Annotated in this window: 19 protein-coding genes; 5 read left to right on the forward strand and 14 right to left on the reverse strand. The window is 51.7% G+C overall.

Translation table 11 applies throughout. From position 1 onward, the window contains the following. Positions 1–22: 22 nt before the first annotated feature. Complete coding sequence (gene trxA, locus ABD852_RS09475; protein WP_345028151.1) at positions 23–343, reverse strand: thioredoxin; 321 nt, start codon at positions 341–343, stop codon at positions 23–25. A gap of 276 nt (positions 344–619) precedes the next feature. On the opposite strand from trxA, the gene ABD852_RS09480 reads away from it, so the two are divergent. Next, positions 620–3,334 (forward strand): M14 family metallopeptidase, encoded by a 2,715-nt coding sequence (locus tag ABD852_RS09480; protein WP_345028152.1) that lies wholly within the window; start codon positions 620–622, stop codon positions 3,332–3,334. Positions 3,335–3,355: 21 nt separating this feature from the next. Here ABD852_RS09480 and ABD852_RS09485 read toward each other — a convergent pair whose 3' ends face one another. Then, positions 3,356–4,321: an NAD(P)-dependent alcohol dehydrogenase gene (locus ABD852_RS09485; RefSeq protein ID WP_345028153.1), complete on the reverse strand. Its 966-nt coding sequence runs from the start codon at positions 4,319–4,321 to the stop codon at positions 3,356–3,358. Between the two features lie 117 nt (positions 4,322–4,438). Beyond that, on the reverse strand, positions 4,439–5,512 hold the full coding sequence (locus ABD852_RS09490; RefSeq protein ID WP_345028155.1) for an agmatine deiminase family protein: 1,074 nt from the start codon (positions 5,510–5,512) through the stop codon (positions 4,439–4,441). Between the two features lie 229 nt (positions 5,513–5,741). Between ABD852_RS09490 and ABD852_RS09495 the strand changes: the two genes are divergently transcribed. Next, entirely contained in the window at positions 5,742–6,644 is a 903-nt protein-coding gene (locus ABD852_RS09495) for a sterol desaturase family protein (protein ID WP_345028156.1), read from the forward strand. A gap of 58 nt (positions 6,645–6,702) precedes the next feature. On the opposite strand, the gene ABD852_RS09500 is transcribed toward ABD852_RS09495, so the two are convergent. Further along, a complete protein-coding gene (locus ABD852_RS09500; protein WP_345028157.1) occupies positions 6,703–7,335 on the reverse strand; it encodes a YceI family protein in 633 nt (210 codons plus the stop codon). Between the two features lie 138 nt (positions 7,336–7,473). After that, positions 7,474–8,298 carry a mechanosensitive ion channel family protein gene (locus ABD852_RS09505; RefSeq protein WP_345028158.1) on the reverse strand — a complete coding sequence of 275 codons (825 nt, stop codon included), beginning with the start codon at positions 8,296–8,298 and terminating at the stop codon, positions 7,474–7,476. A gap of 175 nt (positions 8,299–8,473) precedes the next feature. Between ABD852_RS09505 and ABD852_RS09510 the strand changes: the two genes are divergently transcribed. Continuing rightward, on the forward strand, positions 8,474–8,893 hold the full coding sequence (locus tag ABD852_RS09510) for a secondary thiamine-phosphate synthase enzyme YjbQ (protein ID WP_345028159.1): 420 nt from the start codon (positions 8,474–8,476) through the stop codon (positions 8,891–8,893). A 34-nt stretch (positions 8,894–8,927) separates the two neighbouring features. Here the strand turns inward: ABD852_RS09510 and ABD852_RS09515 are convergent, their stop codons facing one another. Further along, the gene (locus tag ABD852_RS09515; protein WP_345028160.1) at positions 8,928–11,336 is read right to left on the reverse strand and encodes an endonuclease MutS2; all 2,409 of its coding nucleotides are present in this window, start codon (positions 11,334–11,336) and stop codon (positions 8,928–8,930) included. Between the two features lie 26 nt (positions 11,337–11,362). Further along, complete coding sequence (locus tag ABD852_RS09520) at positions 11,363–11,881, reverse strand: DUF7935 family protein (RefSeq protein ID WP_345028162.1); 519 nt, start codon at positions 11,879–11,881, stop codon at positions 11,363–11,365. A gap of 6 nt (positions 11,882–11,887) precedes the next feature. On the opposite strand from ABD852_RS09520, the gene ABD852_RS09525 reads away from it, so the two are divergent. Further along, positions 11,888–12,232 carry a HesB/IscA family protein gene (locus ABD852_RS09525; RefSeq protein ID WP_345028163.1) on the forward strand — a complete coding sequence of 115 codons (345 nt, stop codon included), beginning with the start codon at positions 11,888–11,890 and terminating at the stop codon, positions 12,230–12,232. A 25-nt stretch (positions 12,233–12,257) separates the two neighbouring features. On the opposite strand, the gene ABD852_RS09530 is transcribed toward ABD852_RS09525, so the two are convergent. From ABD852_RS09530 to prmC, 4 genes are all read right to left on the reverse strand, one after another. After that, positions 12,258–12,827, reverse strand: a complete 570-nt coding sequence (locus ABD852_RS09530; protein ID WP_345028164.1) for an NUMOD4 domain-containing protein — start codon at positions 12,825–12,827, stop codon at positions 12,258–12,260. 90 nt (positions 12,828–12,917) lie between these two features. Further along, positions 12,918–13,745, reverse strand: coding sequence for a prolipoprotein diacylglyceryl transferase (gene lgt, locus ABD852_RS09535; protein WP_345028165.1), 828 nt, complete (start codon positions 13,743–13,745; stop codon positions 12,918–12,920). Between the two features lie 115 nt (positions 13,746–13,860). Beyond that, positions 13,861–14,814, reverse strand: a complete 954-nt coding sequence (locus ABD852_RS09540) for an AAA family ATPase (protein WP_345028166.1) — start codon at positions 14,812–14,814, stop codon at positions 13,861–13,863. Between the two features lie 52 nt (positions 14,815–14,866). After that, a complete protein-coding gene (prmC, locus tag ABD852_RS09545; protein WP_345028168.1) occupies positions 14,867–15,727 on the reverse strand; it encodes a peptide chain release factor N(5)-glutamine methyltransferase in 861 nt (286 codons plus the stop codon). Between the two features lie 60 nt (positions 15,728–15,787). Here prmC and ribD point away from each other — a divergent pair, with 60 nt between their 5' ends. Then, positions 15,788–16,912 (forward strand): bifunctional diaminohydroxyphosphoribosylaminopyrimidine deaminase/5-amino-6-(5-phosphoribosylamino)uracil reductase RibD, encoded by a 1,125-nt coding sequence (gene ribD / locus ABD852_RS09550; RefSeq protein ID WP_345028170.1) that lies wholly within the window; start codon positions 15,788–15,790, stop codon positions 16,910–16,912. On the opposite strand, the gene ABD852_RS09555 is transcribed toward ribD, so the two are convergent. Genes ABD852_RS09555 through ABD852_RS09565 form a run of 3 tightly spaced genes read right to left on the reverse strand, consistent with a single transcriptional unit; the run spans position 16,891 to position 21,081 of the window. Continuing rightward, the gene (locus tag ABD852_RS09555; protein WP_345028173.1) at positions 16,891–19,170 is read right to left on the reverse strand and encodes a DUF4838 domain-containing protein; all 2,280 of its coding nucleotides are present in this window, start codon (positions 19,168–19,170) and stop codon (positions 16,891–16,893) included. The two genes, ribD and ABD852_RS09555, sit on opposite strands and share 22 nt — an antisense overlap. A 31-nt stretch (positions 19,171–19,201) precedes the next feature. After that, positions 19,202–19,975 (reverse strand): shikimate dehydrogenase family protein, encoded by a 774-nt coding sequence (locus ABD852_RS09560; RefSeq protein WP_345028176.1) that lies wholly within the window; start codon positions 19,973–19,975, stop codon positions 19,202–19,204. Positions 19,976–20,010: 35 nt separating this feature from the next. Further along, on the reverse strand, positions 20,011–21,081 hold the full coding sequence (locus tag ABD852_RS09565; protein WP_345028179.1) for a GHMP family kinase ATP-binding protein: 1,071 nt from the start codon (positions 21,079–21,081) through the stop codon (positions 20,011–20,013). Positions 21,082–21,084: the final 3 nt, after the last annotated feature.

A 21,084-nucleotide genomic window follows, 5' to 3' on the forward strand; every position in this document is an offset into this window, starting at 1 on the left:
TTTTTAATTATATGCCAGTGAGCTACACGTGTGCATTCAGCTTGTCTTCCAGGACAGCTTTGGGTACTGCGCCCACTACTTTGTCTACTAATTCTCCGTTCTTGAAAATCATGAGGGTCGGAATACTCCTGATGCCGAACTGGGCAGGAATCTGGGCGTTCATGTCCACATCCATTTTCGCAACTACAGCTTTCCCCTCATATTCGTGAGCCAATTGTTCCACAACAGGTCCGATCATTTTACATGGTCCGCACCATTCTGCCCAAAAATCCACCAATACGGGCTTGTCGCCGCTTACCAGCTCACTGAAATTACTGTCGTTTACTTCTATTGCTTTTCCCATGATTTTTAATTCAATATAATGAAACATGAATGATGATACCCATCTACCTTCTAATCCGAGAAACCCTTAAAAAAGTTCCCGGCAGGCTGCTTACTCCAGGTAAAAATGCATGCCATAACCGAAAATAGCCAAATTGGCAGTTGGTGGTGATCTGGCGATATCCGGGTCCCTTTTTTGACGGGACCGATTTGTAAGCCATTGAAAAAATACTTAAATCGGGCTGAACCTGTAGCTTTGCGGCGCTGCCGGTAGGTACTCCGAATTAACCCCGTTTCGATGAAAAGACGATTTCCTGTTCTGATTTTATATTTTTTTGCCGGAATTCCGGCCCTTTTCGGGCAGGCGCTCCCGTCGCCCGGAGAACATTTTGGTTTTGAAATCGGCGACGACTATCAATTGGCCACCTATGCGCAGACGGAAGCTTACTTCAGGAAGCTGGCGGCCGTTTCAGACCGGGTGAAGCTGGTTAACATCGGCAAAACCGAGGAAGGCCGCGACCAGCCGATGCTGATTGTGACGTCTCCGGAAAATCATAAGAACCTGGAGCGCCTGCGCGAGATTTCAGTCCGCATGGCCAGGGCTGAAGACCTGACCGACGAGTTGGCCGAACAGCTTTCAAACGAGGGGAAAGCCGTGGTATGGATCGACGGCGGACTTCATGCTACCGAAACGGTCGGATCGCATCAGCTGATTGAAACCCTATGGCAGCTGGTAAGCAGGAAAGACAAGGAAACGCAACGCATATTGGACCAGGTCGTGACGCTCTTTGTACACGCGAATCCTGACGGGCACGAGCTGGTCACCAATTGGTACATGCGTCACGCAGATCCCCGGAAAAGATCGCTTTTGCATTTGCCGGTGCTGTACCAGAAATACGCCGGTCACGACAATAACCGGGACTTCTATATGTTCAACCTCAAAGAGTCGCAAAACATAGGCCGTCAGTTATTTGTCGACTGGATCCCGCAGATTATGTATAACCACCACCAGCGCGGGCCCGCCGGCACCGTTCTGGCCGGTCCGCCGTACCGGGATCCTTTCAATTACCTGTTTGATCCGATGGTTATTACCGGGATCGATGCTGTTGGAGCGGCTATGTACAACCGTTTGAATGCGGAAAACAAGCCCGGTTTTACGCGCCTGGGCGGATCGGTTTTCTCGACCTGGTACAATGGTGGCCTCAGGACGAGTACCTACTTCCATAACATGATCGGCCTTTTGACGGAGCTGGCCGGAGGGCCTACGCCCGAAAACATAGCCCTCGTACCGGATCGCCTTCTTCCCGACAACAATACGCCGAATCCGGTCGGGCCGCAAAAGTGGCATTTCAGGCAGAGTATAGACTATTCCGTTTCTCTGAATTATGCCGTACTCGATTTTGCAGCGCGGCACCGTGACGAGCTGCTTATGAATATTTACAGGATGGGCAAAAACTCCATTCAACGGGGCAGCGCCGATTTCTGGACACCTTATCCCAGGCGTATCAGTGAAGTAAAGGATGCACATGTAAAGACGCTGCCGAAAGGAGGAACACTAGCTTACAGAGCCCCGGTTCCGGATGCCCTGTATGATTCGGTCATGCGAAAAAAGGCCGAAAGGGACCCGCGAGGTTTTATCATCCCTTCGGCACAGGCCGATTTCCCTACCGCAGTGAAGTTTGTCAATACGTTGATCAGAAGTGGTATTCGCGTAGAAAAGGCCACTGCTGATTTCCAGGCCGGAGGAAAGAACTTTCCTGCCGGTTCCTTCATCGTGAAGACGAACCAGGCATTTCGCCCGCATGTATTGGATATGTTCGAACCGCAGAACTACCCGAATGATTTCGCCTTCCCCGGCGGCCCGCCGGTTGCGCCTTATGACGCTGCCGGCTGGACGCTCGCTTTCCAAATGGGGGTGAGGTTTGACCGGCTTACAGACGATTTCGAGGGACCTTTTGAGCGCATCCCTTACGGAGAGGTACAAAAGGCAGGCGCAGTAGCCGCCCCCGCGAAAGGCGGATACTTTTTGCCCGCCTCGGTCAACGACAGTTTCCTGGCAGTCAATTCATTGATCAAGCGGGGCATAACGGTGTACCGGGTTAAAAATGGTCCTGCGGGAGATGCAGTCGGTTCTTTTTATATCCCGGAGTCACGGGCGAGCCGTGCCGCTATTGATAGTATCCGGCAGGTATGGGGCGTGTCGCCGGAGCGTAAAGTGCTGGGCAGGAACGGGTATGAGCTGCAGGAGCTGAAGCAGCCGCTGCGGTTGGGCCTTCTCGATATTTATGGCGGATCTATGCCGTCGGGGTGGATTCGCTGGCTTCTCGAACAATTCCGGTTTGACTTTAACGTGGTCTATCCCAAAGAAATAGATGCCGGCAAGCTGATTGAACGTTATGATGTGCTCATTCTGCCGTCCCGTTCAATCCCGCCGGTCGGAGCAACCATTTCGCAGCGTATTAAGGAAGAAGATGTTCCGGAGGAAGATCGCTTCAGACTTGGCGCGGTAGGAGAGAAGCAGTCGATTCCCGGCATCAGGGAGTTTCTTGGAGCCGGAGGGCGGGTAGTAGCGCTAGGCACCGGCGCCAATCTCGCCTATCACCTGGGAGTGCCCGTCCAGAATATGCTGACCGAAGTTACCCCCGAAGGCGGCCGGCGGGAGCTGCCGGCTGAAAAATTTTATATTCCCGGGAGCATTCTGAAAGTTCGCGTCGACACCTCCCTGTCGGCCAATGCGGGCTTCGGTGCCTCCGCCGACGTTTATTTTGAGAAAAGCCCGGTTTTTGCCATTTCGACCGACGCTTTGGCAGGCGGGCAGGTGAGGCCCCTGGCATGGTACGAAACGGCTCCGCTGCGTAGCGGGTGGGCGTGGGGACAGGCGTACCTGGAAAACGGCGTGGCTGCTTTCGAAGCCAATGTGGGTAAAGGGAAATTGCTGGTGTTCGGCCCTGAAATTACTTTCAGGGCGCAATCGCATGGTACGTTCAGGTGGTTGTTCAACCAGTTGTATTAACGTTCACAACCCAACGGGCAGCTACTTTCCCGGCAAGAGCAGCACATTGCCTGTCTTCTGGCCGGTTTCTACGTAACGGTAGGCTTCAACTATTTCGCTGAGCGGGTACGTACGGTCTACCAGGGGTTTAAAAATACCCTTTCCGGCCAGCTCTCCCAGCCAGGCGATGTCCTCTTTTTTTACCTGGGGTATGGGGAACAATACGCGCTTTCCCGAAGAAAATTTATGTGCAATGGCGAGGAAAATATTCTCGCCGTTTTTACCGGGCTCGGTGGAGATATAGCGCCCTGTAGGCTTCAGAATTTTCCTGCATTCGCCGAAAGAGCTTTTGCCCACGGCATCAAAAATAAAATCATACCGCTTTTCCGTATCAGTGAAGTTGCCCGACAGGTAGTCTCTTACCTCTTCCGCACCAAGCGACCTGACCAGCGAGATACGATCAGGATGACAAACCGCCGTGACCTGCGTATTCAAATGCCTGAGCAACTGCACAGCCGCGGAACCGATTGCACCCGTTGCCCCGTAAACCATCACGGTTTGTCCCGGTTTTACCCCGGCGGCCCTGATGTTGCACAACGCGTAATGAGCGCCTTCGGTGAGTGGCGCCGCTTCCATGTACGACAGGTTGTCAGGGACGAGATCAAGGGCGTCGGTTTCCCTTGCGACGAGGTATTCCGCGTGCGCTCCGAAAGAGGTATCGTTGTATCCGAACACGCGGTCCCCGACGCGGTAAGCGCGGACTAAAGCGCCGGTTTCTACTATCTCGCCAGAGAATTCGTTGCCCAGAACCGGTATCCGGGGTTTTAAGAGACCGCTGAAAAGGCGGCTGACGACGTATTCTGCGCTCCTGAACCCGCAATCGGTACGGTTTACCGTAGCTACGTGGACTTTGACAAGGAATTCGTGTGGTTTTATTTTCGGAGTTTCAATTTCTTCTACATGTACAACCTCAGGCGGGCCATACGATTGATAGATTGCAGCTTTCATGGCATGATTGGGTTAGGTGCTTACCTTTCAGGTATGGCAAAACTAATCAATCCGACCGTTGAAGTGCGTTTTTATACAGCAGTGGATTTCCTGCCTTACAAATGGCCGGAACAGCAGTTAAATTTCCGGCTCCTGCTGCGAAAGGCAATGAAAGCTGCCCTGGCCCCATATGATTTCGTCTGCCGGAAGTGGTATTACTTTTCGATCGGGGAACGCCTGTTCGAGGATACCGATTGCGCGGTCGTCATTGGGGTTGTTGAAAACCGGTACAATCACTCCCGCGTTGCAAATCAGGAAATTGGCATAGGAACCGGGTGCTCTGAAGCCGTCAATATCAATTGCGGCGGGCATAGGAAGCTCGATGATATTGAGCTGCTTCCCGTTCAGCAGCCGCATATCGCGGAGTTGTTTCAGGTTGGTTTGCAGCACTTCGTAGTTATCGTCACCGGGTTCTTCTTCAATGCAGGCGACAACGGTATCTTCATTTACAAAGCGGGTAGTATCGTCGATATGTCCGTCGGTATCGTCGCCCGCAATGCCGGCTTCTACCCATAGTACCTGGTCCACACCGTAGAAATTCATAAGGTAGAGCTCAATTTCTTCCTGGCTGAGATGCGGGTTCCGGTTCTGGTTCAGCAGGCATGACCGGCTGGTGAGCAGGCTTCCCGCGCCATTGAACTCAACTGCACCGCCTTCCATCACGATGCCCGGCTTTACAGACAGCAAATCCAGGTATTGTGCAATTGCCTGCGGAGTCTGGTTGTCCTGGTCAAAGGGAGGGTACTTCCCGCCCCAGGCATTGTATTCCCAATCCACAATCATTTTTTTGCCGGTAGCCGGATTGATCAGGAAAGCAGGGCCATGGTCGCGGCACCAGGCGTCGTTGGTTGGTTTTATTACGAATTCAATCCGGGAGAGGTCAACGCCGATCCGGTCCAGCTCTTCACGTATATATTCCCGCAGGGAAATGTCATTTGTAAGAATGCCGACCTGTTCCCCCTGACTGATCGCCTTGATAAACTGAAGGTATTGCGGCCGCATCCTGTCAAGCTTCTCACCTTGCCAGGAGGCTTCGGAGTGCGGGAAAGTGAGCCAGGTCGCGCGGTGCTTGTGCCATTCGGCAGGGAAGAGAAACCCCAGTTGTTTGGGAGTAAGCGATTCGTATCGGTTGGAGGAAAGATTTCCGGTCATTGCGTAAGCTGTGTAACAATTCGGTATTGAAATACTAATTTCCGGTTTTTAGCCGGAATGATGATCAAATTCGTGGTTTATCTTATTTTTGTTATAGCAAAGGGAGGTAAAGTTAAACAGGTGTGAGCCGTGAGCCATAAGCCGTGAGCCCAATACCTCACCCCTCGCCCCTCACACCTCAAACCTCATACCTCATACCTCATACCTCTCACCTCATACCTCTCACCCCATGAAAGATATCGTGATCTATGCCATACCGGTGTTTATCCTTTCGCTGACGATGGAAGTGCTGTATTACCGAAAGATAGGCGGGCACCATGACCACTACGGTGCGAAAGACACTGCCGGGAGCCTTACCATGGGAATCGGGAATGTTATTACCGGCTTTTTCTCAAAGGCAATCGTGCTGGCCGCGTTGGTGGGTGCCTACCAGTTCCGGTTGTTTGAGCCTGACCGGTCTTCCTGGATTTACTGGGTGTCGATTTTCTTTGCCGACGATTTCAGCTACTATTGGTTTCATCGCTCCAGTCATAAAGTCCGGTATTTCTGGGCTTCGCACGTGGTGCATCATTCGTCGGTTTTTTACAACCTCGGTACGGCGCTGCGGCAAACCTGGACGGGGAATTTTACGGGCAGTTTCCTGTTTTACCTTTGGATGCCGCTGGTGGGTTTTCACCCGCTCGATGTCGTCCTGATGCAGTCCGTCAGTCTTTTGTACCAGTACTGGATCCATACGGAGGTGATCCGGAGGATGCCGGCATGGTTCGAGTTTATCTTTAATACGCCTTCCCACCACCGGGTACATCACGGTTCTGACGTCAAATACCTGGATAAAAATCATGGTGGGATCCTCATTATCTGGGACCGCATGTTCGGCACGTTTAAGAGCGAGGAGGAGCGGCCGAACTACGGACTGACCACCAACCTGGAAAGCTATAACCCGCTGGTGATTGCGTTTCATGAATGGCGGGAGATAGCCCGGGACGTGGCCAGGGCGCCCACGCTGAAAGCAGCTGCCGGTTACATATTCGGTCCGCCCGGATGGAGCCATGACGGCAGTCGTAAAACGGCGCGGCAATTGCAGGATGAAGCTGATCATAAAGCAGGTAGCGCCAGCGATCCGACGGTTTAACGGCGCAAAAAAAACCGGTACCACATTGATACCGGCTTTTCTTTCGAAACTGCTCTGCTTAGATAGCCGCAGCCTCAAGGTTTATTTTGAAGTTGATTTGCTTGCTGATCAAATCATCCGGTTTGCCCGCAAATGAAACATTCCAGTCTTCGCGCTCGATGTTGAAATCGGCGTTAGCTTTCACCGCGCTGTCGCTTGCTTCGGCAACGTTGGCATCGAAAGTAATATTTTTCGTGATTCCGCGAATGGTCAGGTTTGCAGAAACAACTGCAGTACCCGGAGTAGCGCCGTCTTTCACGTCAGTGATTTCCAATACAGCCTCAGGATGAGTGGCTACGTCGAAGAAATCGCCACTTTTCAGGTGCGTTTCCAATTTTCCTTTGTACTCGCCTTCGAGGTCTTTGACATTGATCGTGTTAAGGTCAAGGACGATCTTTCCGCCGACGATTTTACCGTCTTTTACTTTAATGCTACCGTCTTTGATCTGCACGTCACCGGTGTGTTCTCCTGTAACTTTTTTGCCGGTCCACGTTACGCTTGAAGTGGTAGGGCTAACGGTCAAATCAGCACCTTCCGACGCGGTGGCGGTTTCAACTGCTTCTGTAGTCTCTGCTTTGTTTCCATCCGGGTTGCTTACGCAGGCGGCAAATAGAAACGTGCTCATTCCGGCTAATACTAATACTCTTTTCATACAGTTTGGTTAAATTAATTGTAGTTACATATAACGGCTATAACACAATAATAATCAATCGTGTTCAATGTTCTTCGTAAAAAATTAAAAATTACTTAGAGACACCTGCATGACGCATTATTCCCGCCTGTGCGGTTGTTAGCTGCTTTTTTCACCAGGCGTAACAATATGGATTTCATTTTGAGGAGGAGGAGCCATCACGTTGTTTGCATTCAGATCGTCGCGGATAGCCTCCTGGTTTTCGTAAAACGCCATGGAATAATCGGCTTTGGCAGTCCAGTATTGCACCAGCAGGTTCACCGCTCCGGGTGTGAGTTCGCTGAGAAGCACCTGCGGCGCAGGTGTTTCCAGTACCCTGGAGTCGCGGTTAAGAAGGTTCAGTATAAGATTCCGAACGCGCTTGACGTCTTCCTTGCTTGAGATCGCAATTTTGTATTCTATTCTCCTGGATTGTATGTCGGAAAAATTGGTGATAATGGAGTTGGCCAGTGTGCCATTCGGTGAGAAAACTGCCACTCCGTCGGCAGTCCGCAGGGTGGTGTACAGGATGTCTATTTTTTCGACAACACCGTTGGCGCCGGCCGCCGTCTGAATGCTGTCGCCGACCCGGAAAGGCTTGAACAGTAAAATAAGCACGCCCCCGGCGAAGTTGGAGAGGCTTCCCTGTAAAGAAAGACCGATGGCCAGGCTGGCTGCGCTCAATACGGCCAAAAACGAAGTAGTCTTAAACCCCATGGTGCTGGCCACTGAAATAACCAGCATGGTGTAAAGAATAAACCGCAGCACGCTGGCTACAAATTCGCGTAGCGAGGGGTCGACATCCCGCTTTTCAAACCGGTTGTGCAGAATTTTGTTGATCAGCCGGATCAGGTAGATACCGACAAAAAGTATCAGAAACCCAAATATAACCGACGGTATACGCTCGGCAACTGCCTCAATTATCTTTTCAATACTGACATGCATATAGATTCTCGTTTTTCATTACAAACCTGGTCGGTTTGCTCATCCGTTAGTGGGCCAGGCCGTCTGGATGTGTGGGAAAAATATTCAAAAATAGACAAATATGAAGCCGGCGGGGTGTTTCTCCAGGTTTTTAATATTTTTGCCGGAGCAGCACTTCGAAAACCCGGCGTTGGCCATGTTTGTACAATCTCAACTGGATATTCCGGCCCTGCGGCGGGGATTTCACCTCATTACTCCCCTGGTAATTGAAAGGATACCCGGGATCATGTCCTGGAAAGCAGGAATGTGCCAGGTATTTATTCAACACACGTCGGCGTCACTAACTATTAACGAAAACGCCGATCCTACGGTACGGAAAGACTTCGAAACGTTTTTTAACAAAGCTGTGCCCGAAAACGATCCGGATTACCTGCACGACTACGAAGGTGCTGACGACATGCCGGCTCACCTCAAGTCTTCTTTGCTGGGTGCGTCGGTGCTGATCCCGATCCGGAACGGCCGCCTGGCGCTCGGAACCTGGCAGGGGATTTATCTTTGTGAGCACCGGGATGACGGTGGCCGCAGGTCGGTAGTGATCACGGCCTGGGGCGAATAGGGACCGGCGCTATCGGGCGGTTTTGTCCGGTGGGTCAGCTCAGCGCTACAATGGTTACGCCGGCACCGCCGCGGTCTGCATGCTCGTCTGTCATCCGGGATACTTCTTTATAGCCTTTCAGGTGGTTGCGCACCAGCGTCCGGAGAATACCGTCGCCTTTTCCGTGCACCACGCGCAGTTCGTTATAACCGAGCATAAGTGCATTGTTCATGAATTGATCCAGCTGCACCATGGCTTCTTCTCCGCGCATGCCCCTGATGTCGAGGTTGAAGCTGAATTGCATCATTTTCTCGTTCAGGTTCATGGTCTGGCGGTTGTTTTCAGTCAACGCTTCATTGGTTGCCGCCTTGTAAGCCTTTGCGGAAATTTTCTCCAGGCGATTCAGTTTAATCGTCGACTTGAGCGCCCCGATGCGTACCTCGGCTTCTTTGCCCTTCAGGGAAAGCACCTGCCCCATGGCGCTCTGGTCTTTCAGGCGTACATAACTGCCTTCGGTAATGGCTCCGGCTTCCAGCTCTATCACCACTTTCGGGTCGGGCTGTTCTATAACCTGTTCCGTTTTGAGCTGTTTGGCCGAGAATTTTTCAAGTTCTGCCCTGATCGCTTTGGTACTGGTTTTTTCGGCCTTTTTCTCCTTTATTTCCCGGATCGTTTTTTCAATCATCTGGTTGGCCGACGCGACCAGTGCCTGTGCTTCCTGCTTGGCCTGGTTCCGGATTTTTTTCTGATCGTTATCGAGCGAGGTTTTTAGTGCCGTATATTCGGCAAGCTGCTGTGCGAGCTTTCGTTCTTTTATACCCAGTTCCAGGTTCTTTTCTGAAAAAACCGATTTTTCAATATCGAGCTCTTTGATCAGCTTTTCGAAGTTTACCTGTTGCCTGCCCAGCTTTTGTTTGGCTTTTTCTACCACGGACCTGGGCAGCCCTATCTTGGATGCGATTTCGAAGGCAAACGAGCTGCCCGGTTTTCCCATTTCCAGCTCGTACAATGGCTGCATGTTTTGTCCGTCGAAGCGCATGGCGCCGTTGATGAGCCCCGGGGTTTTATTGGCAAAAAGCTTCAGGTTGGTATAATGCGTATTAATGACGCCGAATGCCCCGGTTCCGGTCAATTCTTCCAGGATGGATTCGGCGATGGCCCCGCCTAAACCGGGTTCGGTACCGGTACCAAATTCGTCGATGAGGAACAGCGTATGCTTGTTGGCCCGCGTCAGGAACACCTTCATATTGGTGAGGTGCGAGCTATAGGTACTAAGGTCGTTTTCAAGCGATTGTTCATCGCCGATGTCGATCAGTATATTTTTAAACAACCCGATGCTGGAGCCTTCCATCAGCGGGACCAGGAGCCCGCATTGGTACATGTACTGCACCAGTCCGACGGTCTTCAGGGCTACCGATTTACCGCCGGCATTCGGACCGGAAATAATGAGGATCCGGTTTTCCCGGGACAATGAGATCTGGAGCGGCGTTACTTTTTTTCCCTGTTTCTGGAATGAAAGGGTAAGAATGGGGTGCCGGGCCGAGCGCCAGTCCATAAGCTGGGCGTCTTCGAACTTCGGGTTGATGGCGTCTATGGATTGGGCAAAACGGGCTTTGGCACGCAGAAAATCCATTAGACCCAGGAAACGGCAGGCTCGCAGAAGATCGTCCACATGTGGGCGTACCACGTCGGTGAGCACTACCAGAATCCGGTTGATTTCCCGCCGTTCTTCGTATTCCAGCTCACGGATTTCGTTGTTTGATTCAAAAATTTCAGCAGGTTCAATAAAAACGGTCTGTCCGGTCGATGACGCGTCGTGGACAAACCCCTTCATTTTCCTTTTGTATTCTGCCGCGACGGGGATGACCATGCGCCCGTTGCGTATGGTGAGTGAAACGTCGTCACTCACCCAGCCGTTGGCTTTGGCCGTCCTGAAAATTGAATCCAGCCGTGATCTGACCGTAGCCTGTTCCGCCAGCAGCCGTTTCCTGATCCGGGCCAGCTCCGGCGATGCATGATCGCGGACGTGCCCGCGTTCATCTATGACCCGGTCGATTTCGCGTATTACTTTTGCGTCAATTGTAATGTTTTGCGCGAACTCTTTCAATAGCGGGAAGTCGTCGGATGATTCAGCGCGCAGGGTATCCAGGCAAAGCTGAATGGTAGACAGGCAGAGTTTGATGTCGAAGAAAACCTCGGCGGAAAGAAGCATGCCCTCTATCCTGGCTTTTTCGAGGTAGGGCGCGATGTCAATGTAATTCTGGGAAGGGAAGCCGGTGCCCTGCTCTAGAATTCGCTTCATCTCTTCTGTCTGCCTGACCAGCTTGTCGATCAGCGCGTAGCTTTCGGAGAATCTTATTTTATCGACGAACTCCCGTCCCAGGGAGCTGATACAGTGTTCACGGAGTACTTCCTTGATCCGGTCAAATCCTAATTTTTGTTCTATATTAGGCGGGTAAAGCATATTTTTTGTAAATGGGGGTAGTGCCGTCAGAACAACGTTTGCGCCTCCTTTTTGAGAAGATCAAGCGCTGTTAAAACGGCAAGGCGTTCTTCTTCTATGACGCGTTTCATAATCTGGCGCGCCAGGTCATTTGCAGGGGCTTCCTGCGGGATCTCGCGTGCGGAAAGATTGACGATCGTCACCACTTCTTCTTTGGCATTCCTGATAATTTCCCACGTGTCGGTTCCGATATAAATCTGCTGCGCCAGGTTATGGTTGAACTCTTCGCGGATGTCGCGAAGCAGCAGCTGGTGCAGTTCTGCTGCGGTAGTGGCAGAGCCTGAAACTCTGATAATCAGGTTGTTCGGGGAAACCCTCTCCAGGAAAAGGCACATCCGTTCATAGGCCTGCAACCGAAGCGGCGTGATCATCTGGTGGTGCGCCAGCCTCTGTTCCCAGGCCTTTTTATCGGTGAAGCTTTTCGTGAGCGCCGAGATGCTCATATAAGTGCCGGTGGTAACAATCAGTACACAGAGAATTACGGTCAGCAATGAATTTAATTCCATCTTTACGTGTTAAAAAACACAAATATCGCGATTCTTACGAATATGGACATAGTTGATCAGCCGGTATCTATTACAGACCGGGCCCGGGAGGAAATATTGGATACGCTATCGTCCAACAAGATTCCCGATAGCTACGGGGTGCGGGTCGGAATCAGGGGCGGCAGCTGCAGCGGCACTTTTGTCCTTGGTTTTGATACAATGGGGGAACATGATCGTGTGTACCAGGTAAACGCGATCAAAGTTTTTATAGACAAGAGGCATTTGTTATACGTACTGGGCACGGAAGTAGACTTCGATGCCGTGGAAGGAGGTTACACCATTCAGAAAACTTCCTCTGCACCGGGCTCCTGACCGGCTCGCCGACGTCGCCGGCAGATCAGTCGTCTATCGTAACGTGCTTCCAGTTTTCTCCCGACCTGATACGGTTCAATTGGGTGTGCGTGATTCCAAATTGCTTCGCGATCATCCTCAACCTGTTTTTGTCATTCTTAAGCAACTTTTTTATCATTTTTACCTTGGATTCGGTAAGCTTGTAGTTGCTTGTCCTTTTCGGAATCGTCCGGTTCAGCACCATAGGATTGCTGCGGTTGTGTTCCGTCATTTCATCCTTGGTAACCCACTTGAGGTTCTCGAAGTGGTTGTTCTGCTTTTCATAGTCAAGGTGGATTACGAACTTGTGCTCCAGGCTTTTGCGGGGAACAAAGTTATCTGCCACCAGTTTATGAACGTAATGGTTGATGGTTTTTCCACCACCTGCGCGAATGTTCAGGGAACGATAGCCCTGTATGACGGAACCTTTGATTACGGCGCCGTTTTTAGGATCGGTTTGAAAACTTTTTAGTCTTCCGAAGTTTGATACCTCGTAGTGAGGTGGATTTTCTACGTCGTCAAAATGAATTTTTACCCACTCCTCGTTCCAATTGTTTTTGTTTTTGGCGTCTGTCATTTCTGAAGCTTAGTTTTAGTGTGATCAATTTTTCAGGCTCACCTTTTAATACGCACCCCCCTCATCCGGGGGAGGGTTATTACTTATACGTTAAGAAATATACTTTTGTTGTCTGAGAGATCTTGAAATAAACCAAACTCCCAGAGCAATAGCGGGAAGGCTCAGGTACTGGCCCATATTCAGCGCGAGATTGTCTTCGAATGCGACTTGATTTTCTTTAAAAAATTCAATAATAAACCGGGCCGTAAACACCCAGACCATGAACAGTCCGACCAGCAGGCCCGACGGAGTTTTGGCCTTGAATCTGTTCCATATCCAGCACATCACGAAGAAAAGAATGAGATAGGCGAGTGCCTCGTAAATTCCGGTCGGGTGCCGCGGAACGTGCGAAAATTCGTTGTTTTGAACGAAAATGAAGCCCCAGGGCATGGACGTTTCCTTGCCGAAAATTTCGGAGTTCATCAGGTTGCCCAGCCGGATAAATACCCCGCCCAAAGCAACTGTAATCGCTATACGGTCTGCTACCCAAAAAAAGTTCTGCCCCGATTTTACCCGGCTTCGGGAATAAAGCCAGAGTCCCACCAGAATGCCGATGGCGGCACCATGGCTGGCAAGCCCTGCAAACGGCGGCGTGATGATTTCTAAGGGATTTTTAATCAGCACCGATGGTTCATAGAAGAGGAAATGCCCTATCCTCGCCCCGATTACGGTAGAAAACAACATGTAAAGTGTGAGCGTATCAATATCGGCCATGGGCTTTCCCTCTTCCCTGAAAATATGCATCATGATCCGCTGACCGATGACAAAACCGAGTGCGAAGAGGAGACCGTACCAACGCACGGGAATCGGGCCTATGCCCCCGATTTGGGGAATCGTAAAAATTTCCGGGGAGACATTCCAGGTGATAAATGAAAGCATATCAATTTTTTTTACCTTATGCTGTAGTTTTTTTGCTCAGGTCACCCGCTTATACGTTGCGATTGCTTTGCAAATTTACAATTTTTTTAAAAATACAACCGGGTGTTGTTTACGATCAGCCGATCGCAATTTTACTCAGGATGGAATCGATAATGTGGGAAGTCCTGATATCGTCGGCCTCGGCTTCGTAATTGAGTAAAATCCGGTGATTCATAATATCGGGAACTACTTCTTTTATGTCTTCCGGCAGCACGTAGTTCCTGCCTTCCATATAGGCCAGGGCTTTGGCGGCCAGGTTCAGGTGAATGGTCGCCCGCGGCGACACCCCGAACTGGATGTAGCGCGCCTCTTCTTTGAAGTTGTATTCCATGGGGCGCCTTGTGGCGAAAACCAGCTCAATGATATAGCGCTCGAGCGTTTCGGAAATATTTACTTTGTTGACTTCCTCCCGGATCTTGAAGATGTCCTCTTTGGATAATAACGGCTGCGGCACGTATTTGAAATTGAGGTCGGCCATGCGGCGCATCACCTCCAGTTCTTCGGCCCGGTTAAGGTAGTCGAGGTGAACCTTCATCATAAAGCGGTCGAGCTGGGCCTCCGGAAGCGGGTAGGTACCTTCCTGTTCTACGGGGTTCTGGGTGGCCAGTACCAGGAAGGGTTTGTCGAGCTTATAAGTAGTATCGCCGATAGTTACCTGCTTTTCCTGCATCGCCTCCAGAAGCGCCGATTGTACTTTGGCGGGAGAGCGGTTTACTTCGTCAGCCAGGATAATGTTGGCAAAAATAGGCCCTTTCTTTACCTCGTAGTCGCCGACCTTGGGTTTGTAGATCATGGTACCGATCAAATCTGACGGCAACAGGTCGGAAGTAAATTGTATCCGCCGGAAATCCAGCTGAAGAACCTGGGATATGGTGTTGATAGATAGTGTCTTAGCGAGACCAGGCACGCCCTCCAGCAGGATATGACCGCCTGTGAAAAGCCCGATCAGGATCCGGTTGATCAAACTCTCCTGTCCGACCACCACTTTACCGATTTCCGCTAAAACTTCCTTTATTTTTTGTTGGTACATGAAACTTGGATTGACTGAAAAAATCTGACGGGATTTTTAAATCTTCGTCAGTCTAACTGATACTGGCGCGAACAAACCTGTTTTTCCCGTGAATATCCTTCAGAAGGGAGACCTGCCCGTACCCGTGCTTCACAAAAACTTCGGTGGTTTCGGGGCCGAAATGTTCATTGATTTCCACATAGCACCGCCCCCCCGGCTTCAGCGTCTTTTTCCCGAATAAGGCAATGGCCAGGTAAAAGAGTAGCGGGCTCTGATCTTCCACGAACAGGGCTTCGTGCGGTTCGAAGCGCAAAACGTTGGGGTTCATATGCTCTGCCTCCGAATAAGTCACATAGGGCGGGTTGCTTACGATGCAATCGAAGTATCCGGCCGGAACGGCATCATTCGTGCCCGGATCAAGAATGTCTTTCTTGTCGAAAGTAACATTGGCCATCAGCCTGAAGGCATTTTCCTGTGCTACTTTCAAGGCATTTTCCGAAACGTCCCACCCGTGGACTTCTGCGTTCGGCAGGAAGCGGGAAAGTACAATGGCAATACAGCCGCTGCCCGTTCCTATGTCGAGAATAGTGACTTTCTCTTCGGCTTCCGCGTAGTCCCTGGTGATTAACCTCACCAGCTCTTCGGTTTCCGGCCGCGGAATCAGAACCGACGGCGAAACGGTAAATTTCAAACCGCAAAATTCTTCGGACCCGATGATGTGCTGAACCGGCTCGTTCCGGTTAAGCCGCTCGATTACGTCTTCCCAGTCGGGTTGCAGGTTGTCTGCCGCGATCGGCCGGTCGACGAGGACATCCACGTTGCTGATTCTTAAAAAGTGATTCAACAGCATGTGCACGATGGCCTGCTTTTCCTTCAACGGGTAATTGGTAATGCGAGTTGTAAGGTAATCAAACAGTTGCCGGGCAGATGTCATCGGTTACTTCTTTTGTGAACTGGAAAGTTAAAAAAAAATACTTAGGTTGGCATTAGATTAGTGTCAAGAAACCAAAAAGGGGGACCGATCTCCCAGTTTCAATTGGAAGTACAGGAACAATATATGCAACGGGCCCTCCAGCTCGCCGGTTTGGGGAGGGGAACGGTGAGTCCCAATCCCATGGTGGGGTGCGTCATAGTAGCCAATAACCGGATAATAGGTGAAGGCTGGCACCGCAATTACGGCAAAGCCCATGCTGAAGTGGAGGCCGTCCGGAATGCGATGGCGAGGGGGTATTCGGAAGAGCTTGCCGGGGCCACGGCTTATGTGACGCTCGAACCCTGCAGCCACTACGGGAAAACGCCTCCCTGTGCAGATTTACTTATTTCGAAGCGTGTGGGCGCCGTGGTAGTGGCAAATGAAGATCCGAACCCGCTGGTAAGCGGACGCGGAATGGCCCGGCTTCGCGACGCCGGGATCGAAGTGGTGTCGGGCGTAAGGGCGGAAGAGGGAGCTTTACTGAACCGCCGGTTCTTTTCCGGCATCGAAAGAGCGCGCCCCTATGTTATTCTGAAATGGGCGCAAACCCGGGATGGCTATCTGGCCCTGCCCGGGGAAAGGACGAAAATCAGTAATCCGTCGGTAGATGTGATCGTTCATAAATGGCGCGCGGAAGAAGATGCCATCCTGGTAGGCCGGCAAACCGTGCAGACAGACAACCCCAGGCTGAACCTGCGTCATTGGGCCGGGGTGAACCCGGTACGGATTGTGCTGGACACAAACCTGACGACGGCCCGACCGGGCTGTTTTGTGTTTGACGGCTCGCAACCGACTTTTTTTGTGAACCGGGGGCGTGAGTCACTCCCTGAAGGCGTATTCAACCGTTACGCTGAACGCCCCGAAACAGGATTCCCGGTTTTTTATCTTTCCTGCGCAGACGGCACCAGGAGCCTTGCCGATGTGCTGGGCAAATTTTATCACCTGGGTGTTGCTTCCATACTTGTCGAGGGCGGGGGCGGGGTGCTGGCATCGTTCCTGGAAGAAGGGTTGTGGGACGAAATCAGGATGATCCAGTGCGATAAAATACTGGGCCGCGGCGTTAAAGCACCGCTGCCGGAAGGCACCATGACCCACTATGAACAGGTGCAGGACAATACAATTTTTTACTTCATTTCGCCGAAATAAAAGCCCCAGCCTCTTTCAAGCTGGTCCACTTTTACGAGGATATGGTTGTCGCCCCCGTTTAAAGTCACGGTGAAAACGTCCTGGTTGGGCTCCGCTTTGCGTGAAACCGGGCGGTCCAGCATGAGCCGGCCGTTTATCCAAACCCTGACGCCGTCATTGCTGCCGACACCGAATGTGGCTTTTCGCGACTCGGAAGAGCGGTAATTGTGGTAGGCATAGGCAACCGAGAAATCAGGGTTACTGAACAGCTTCGTAAAATCAACGTAAGCCGAGGTTTGCCCGCTGTAGGGCTGCCACTTTACAGAAGAGCCGGTCTTGTCTTTGAAAAGCTGTTCAGCAGACATAGCCGAGGTTTCAGGGGCGAAGACACGGGCCAGGCCCTTTTTATCGGTGTTGTCAAAAGGCCCGGTTACCTGCCAGTCGCTTACAAAAGCCGGTGTTGTCCTGACCCGCTGAAGAAATGCCCCGATGTTGCCGTAGGTTTCGGGGATGTCGCCCATAGCACTGATACCATGTTTTTTGATGACGCTTTCAAACCTGGCAAGGACCGCCGGCATCCGCTCGGGTTTCAGGTAGGCATTTCCGCCAATTGCGTAAAAATAAAGTTGCGTGTAGTCAATGGGCAGTGCAGCCAGCTTTATTCTCTCCTGCAACGCGCTGTCTCCGGAGGCGGCATTAAGCGCCAGCCTGAAAAGACTGTCGGCCTTGTTAATCATCTCCGGCCTCAGGTAGTTCAGCTCTATCGGCTGTGCCCAGATACTGAAATGTGCGCTGTCTGCCTGTACATCGGCGTGCATCATATCGATATAGCGCTGAACATAGGGAGCGGCGTCTCCGTAAACGTTGGTAACAAACTCCCGGATCAGGGCGTCGCCGTTTTGATTGGGGTTCCACATCAATTGCGCGAATACCCAGGAACGCAGTGCGGAAAATTCGCCGCCTCCATTTTTCGGAACGTTGTTTCCCTGGGCGAAAAGCCCTACTGCACCCTTTTCCGCATACCATTTCACATTGCGCGTAACCGATGCAAAGTTAGGGTAGGGCATCAGGTACTGGGCAAAATCGGTGAAGTAATCCCAGACAGAAATCCGGCGCGCGATTTTTTTCCAGGCCTCATAACGCTCCCTGAAAGGTTTGCTGTGCTCACATTGGTCTATCCCGTGTGCGGAACAATACCCGTACCTGCACAAACGGATGGTGACATTGGGGTTGGGTTTCAGGTGTTTGGGGGGCGCTTCGGTATAGGCGTAGGCAAAGGTCTGAATTTTCAGGTCGGGATAAACTTTGCCGACCGTATCCGACACGTAGTTGACGAAGTCTATGAGTGACCCGCTCGGACCGCCTTCTCTTTCGTCTATCGCTTTGCAGTCAGGGCATTCGCAAAAACCGTAGCCGTCATTCTGATCGACGGAAAAAACATTTACTTCCGGACGTTCTTTGATCCAGCCGAAGACGGTCTGAACGGCTTCTTTCCGCATCGCCCGGTTGGTGAGACAGAGTTGTGCGTGCTCGCGTTGCCGTTTCCCGTTCACCATTGCGAAATACTCCGAGTGGCTTGAGAAATGTTTTTCGGGTGGAACCAGGCTATAAAACGTATGTGCAAACGGGTAGGTAATATAGCTTCCGCCCAATGAGTCGGGTATGGGTACAATGCTCGGATTGAGTCGATTGAATAAGGCCCAGCGGGTGTCGTACGCCTCCTGGTACCAGGCTTCCCGGTATTCGAAAGCGGGTTGCTGCTGCTCGTCGAACTCGTTCAGCGCGATGGTGGTCAGGTTCGGGATTTTATGAACGTCTCTTGTGTACCAACGGCAGCCGATGTGATCGGCGAGATAACCGATAACTCCGTACATCGTGCCGCGGCTTCCGCCTCCGGCGATCAGCAGCGAGGTGCCGTCGGAGCGAAGTACATAGCGTTCGTTGGGAAATGATTCGGGCGAAAGGCCGGCTGTCAGCGAAGCAGGTGCGCCCCGGAACCCGACGTAAATAGTTTGCGGGTGGGGCTCGTGCGTGACAGGGAGCAGGGCGCCGCTTACCTTCAGTAAATGCTGCTGCAGCTCGTGTGCCGCCTGCTTTTCCGGTTCCGGCGCGTCTTCCGCTATAAAAATCCTGTAGTTGCTCGTTCCGTCCTGGACCAGGTAGGTTTCAGACCGGCATGACCACTGCAGTTGCGCAAGCACAAGGAGTATTGAAAACCTGATGCAAAACAGGAAAAGGCCCGGTGAGCAAAACGGACCGGACTGATAGGAGACTTTCATGGGTTCAGGATAAAGGAGTGAGCGGTAGGGGTTACATCATGAGCATTTCGTCGTTCCAGATGCTCCAGGATTTTTCTGCCTGCAGGTACAACATTTTGAGGCCGTTGAGGGTGGCAGCACCCTGTTCCTCGCCTTTTTTCAGGAAAAGCGTTTTCTCCGGGTTGTAAACCAGGTCATACAGATAATGACGTGAGGTCAGCGCGTCATAGGGAAGGGCTGGGGCCGAGTCAATATTGGGGCTCATGCCCAGCGGCGTGGTATTGACGATCAGCAGGTGTTCGGCCAGTACCTCGGCGGTGACCTCTTCGTAAGAGATGGCATGATCGCCGGACTGCCTGGAGACCAGTTGGTAAGGCGTTTGGAGGTCATCGAGCGCCGTCATCACCGCTTTGGATGCGCCGCCGTTTCCGAGGACGAGCGCTTTCAGATCAGCCGGATTGTCGCCACGGTGGTCCATCCACTCTTCGAGCGAATACCGGAAGCCGTAGTAATCGGTATTAAAACCTTTGGTTGAGCCGTCCGGATATACGGATATGGTATTGACCGCCCCGATCCGGCCGGCGGTCCTTTCGTCCAGCTCGTCCAGGAAGGGAATTACTTCCACTTTATAGGGAATCGTGACATTAAGCCCGATGAGCCCCTTGGTTTTCAGCAGATCTTTGACCTGCCCGATCTTTTCCAGCGGGAAGAGGTCATAGGAGCAATCTGAAATCTGCTCCCGGATAAACTTATCGCCGAAGTATTTCTTCGAAAACGAATGCGTCAAAGGGTATCCGATCAGGCCGTATTTTTTATGAGATGTCATGGGAAGATCCTTTTTTGGGAAAGTCGTCCGGTCTCCTATTGCCATTCTATGCCATTGGCGACCTGGATGATATGGCTTTTTCCGCCTGCTTTTTCTATTGCCTCGGCTACCGTTTCAGCATTTTCAGGCGCATACACAAACATGCACCCGCCGCCACCCGAGCCGTTTATTTTACCGCCGAGCGCCCCGACCGAGAGGGCGGCATCCATCATTCTCTCTATTTTCGGGGTTGAGGTTTGCTTGAAATCCCGGAGGTTCCGGTGGTGTTTGTAAAGCAGTGACCCTAATTCGCGGTCCAAGCCGGCGGAATCCGTTGCGGATTGCAGCAGTGCTTTGCCCTTTTTTAACAATTCCCGGTCTTCCAGGTTGGCACGGAGCAAGGCAAGCTCGTCGGTGCTGAGTAATGACCGGTAGTCGTCGACGGCGGATTCCTCAGTAGTAAAAATGCTGAAGGCAGGATCCTTTTCAGTCACTTTCTTAACAATGGCTTCCATTCCATAGCGGCAGCGGGCCAGGATGCCGATGGTGTCTTTGGGCTCGAGGGAGTCGCCCAGAACAAAGCTGCCCAGCTGCGGCGTGAGCGCTTCCACCTGTATTGCCGGAACGGATTCCAGGTAAATGACATTCCCGATAGCGGTTGAATAGTGATCCATCATACCGCCGGGTTCGCCAAATTCGGGAACTTCGGCCAGGTAGGCGATTTCCCCGATTTCCTTAGGGGAATATCCCACAGGCTGGTCGCTCATCCGGTCGAGGAACCCCGCCCATGAGACAATCAGCGCCGAAGAGCTGGATGTGCCTGAATTAATGGGGATATTTCCGCGTACCACACAGTCAAATCCCCTCGAAAAGCCGGCGCCTTTTCGCCGGAGCACGTTGATGGTGCTTTTGTAATAATCCCGTTCCTGCGTGTAGGGAAAAGTATGATCAATAGAAAACTCAATTTTCTGATTGAGGTCCGGGAGATCAATAACTACTTTTTTGTCGTCCCGGTAGGTCCCGGATACCTGGATTCTCCTGGAAATTGCGGCGGCCACCACCGGCAGGCCAAGGTAATCCTGGTGCTCTCCAAACAGGCAGATTCTGCCCGGCGTACTAACCAACATAAA

The sequence above is a fragment of the Ravibacter arvi genome, from assembly GCF_039540405.1.
Taxonomy (GTDB): domain Bacteria; phylum Bacteroidota; class Bacteroidia; order Cytophagales; family Spirosomataceae; genus Ravibacter; species Ravibacter arvi.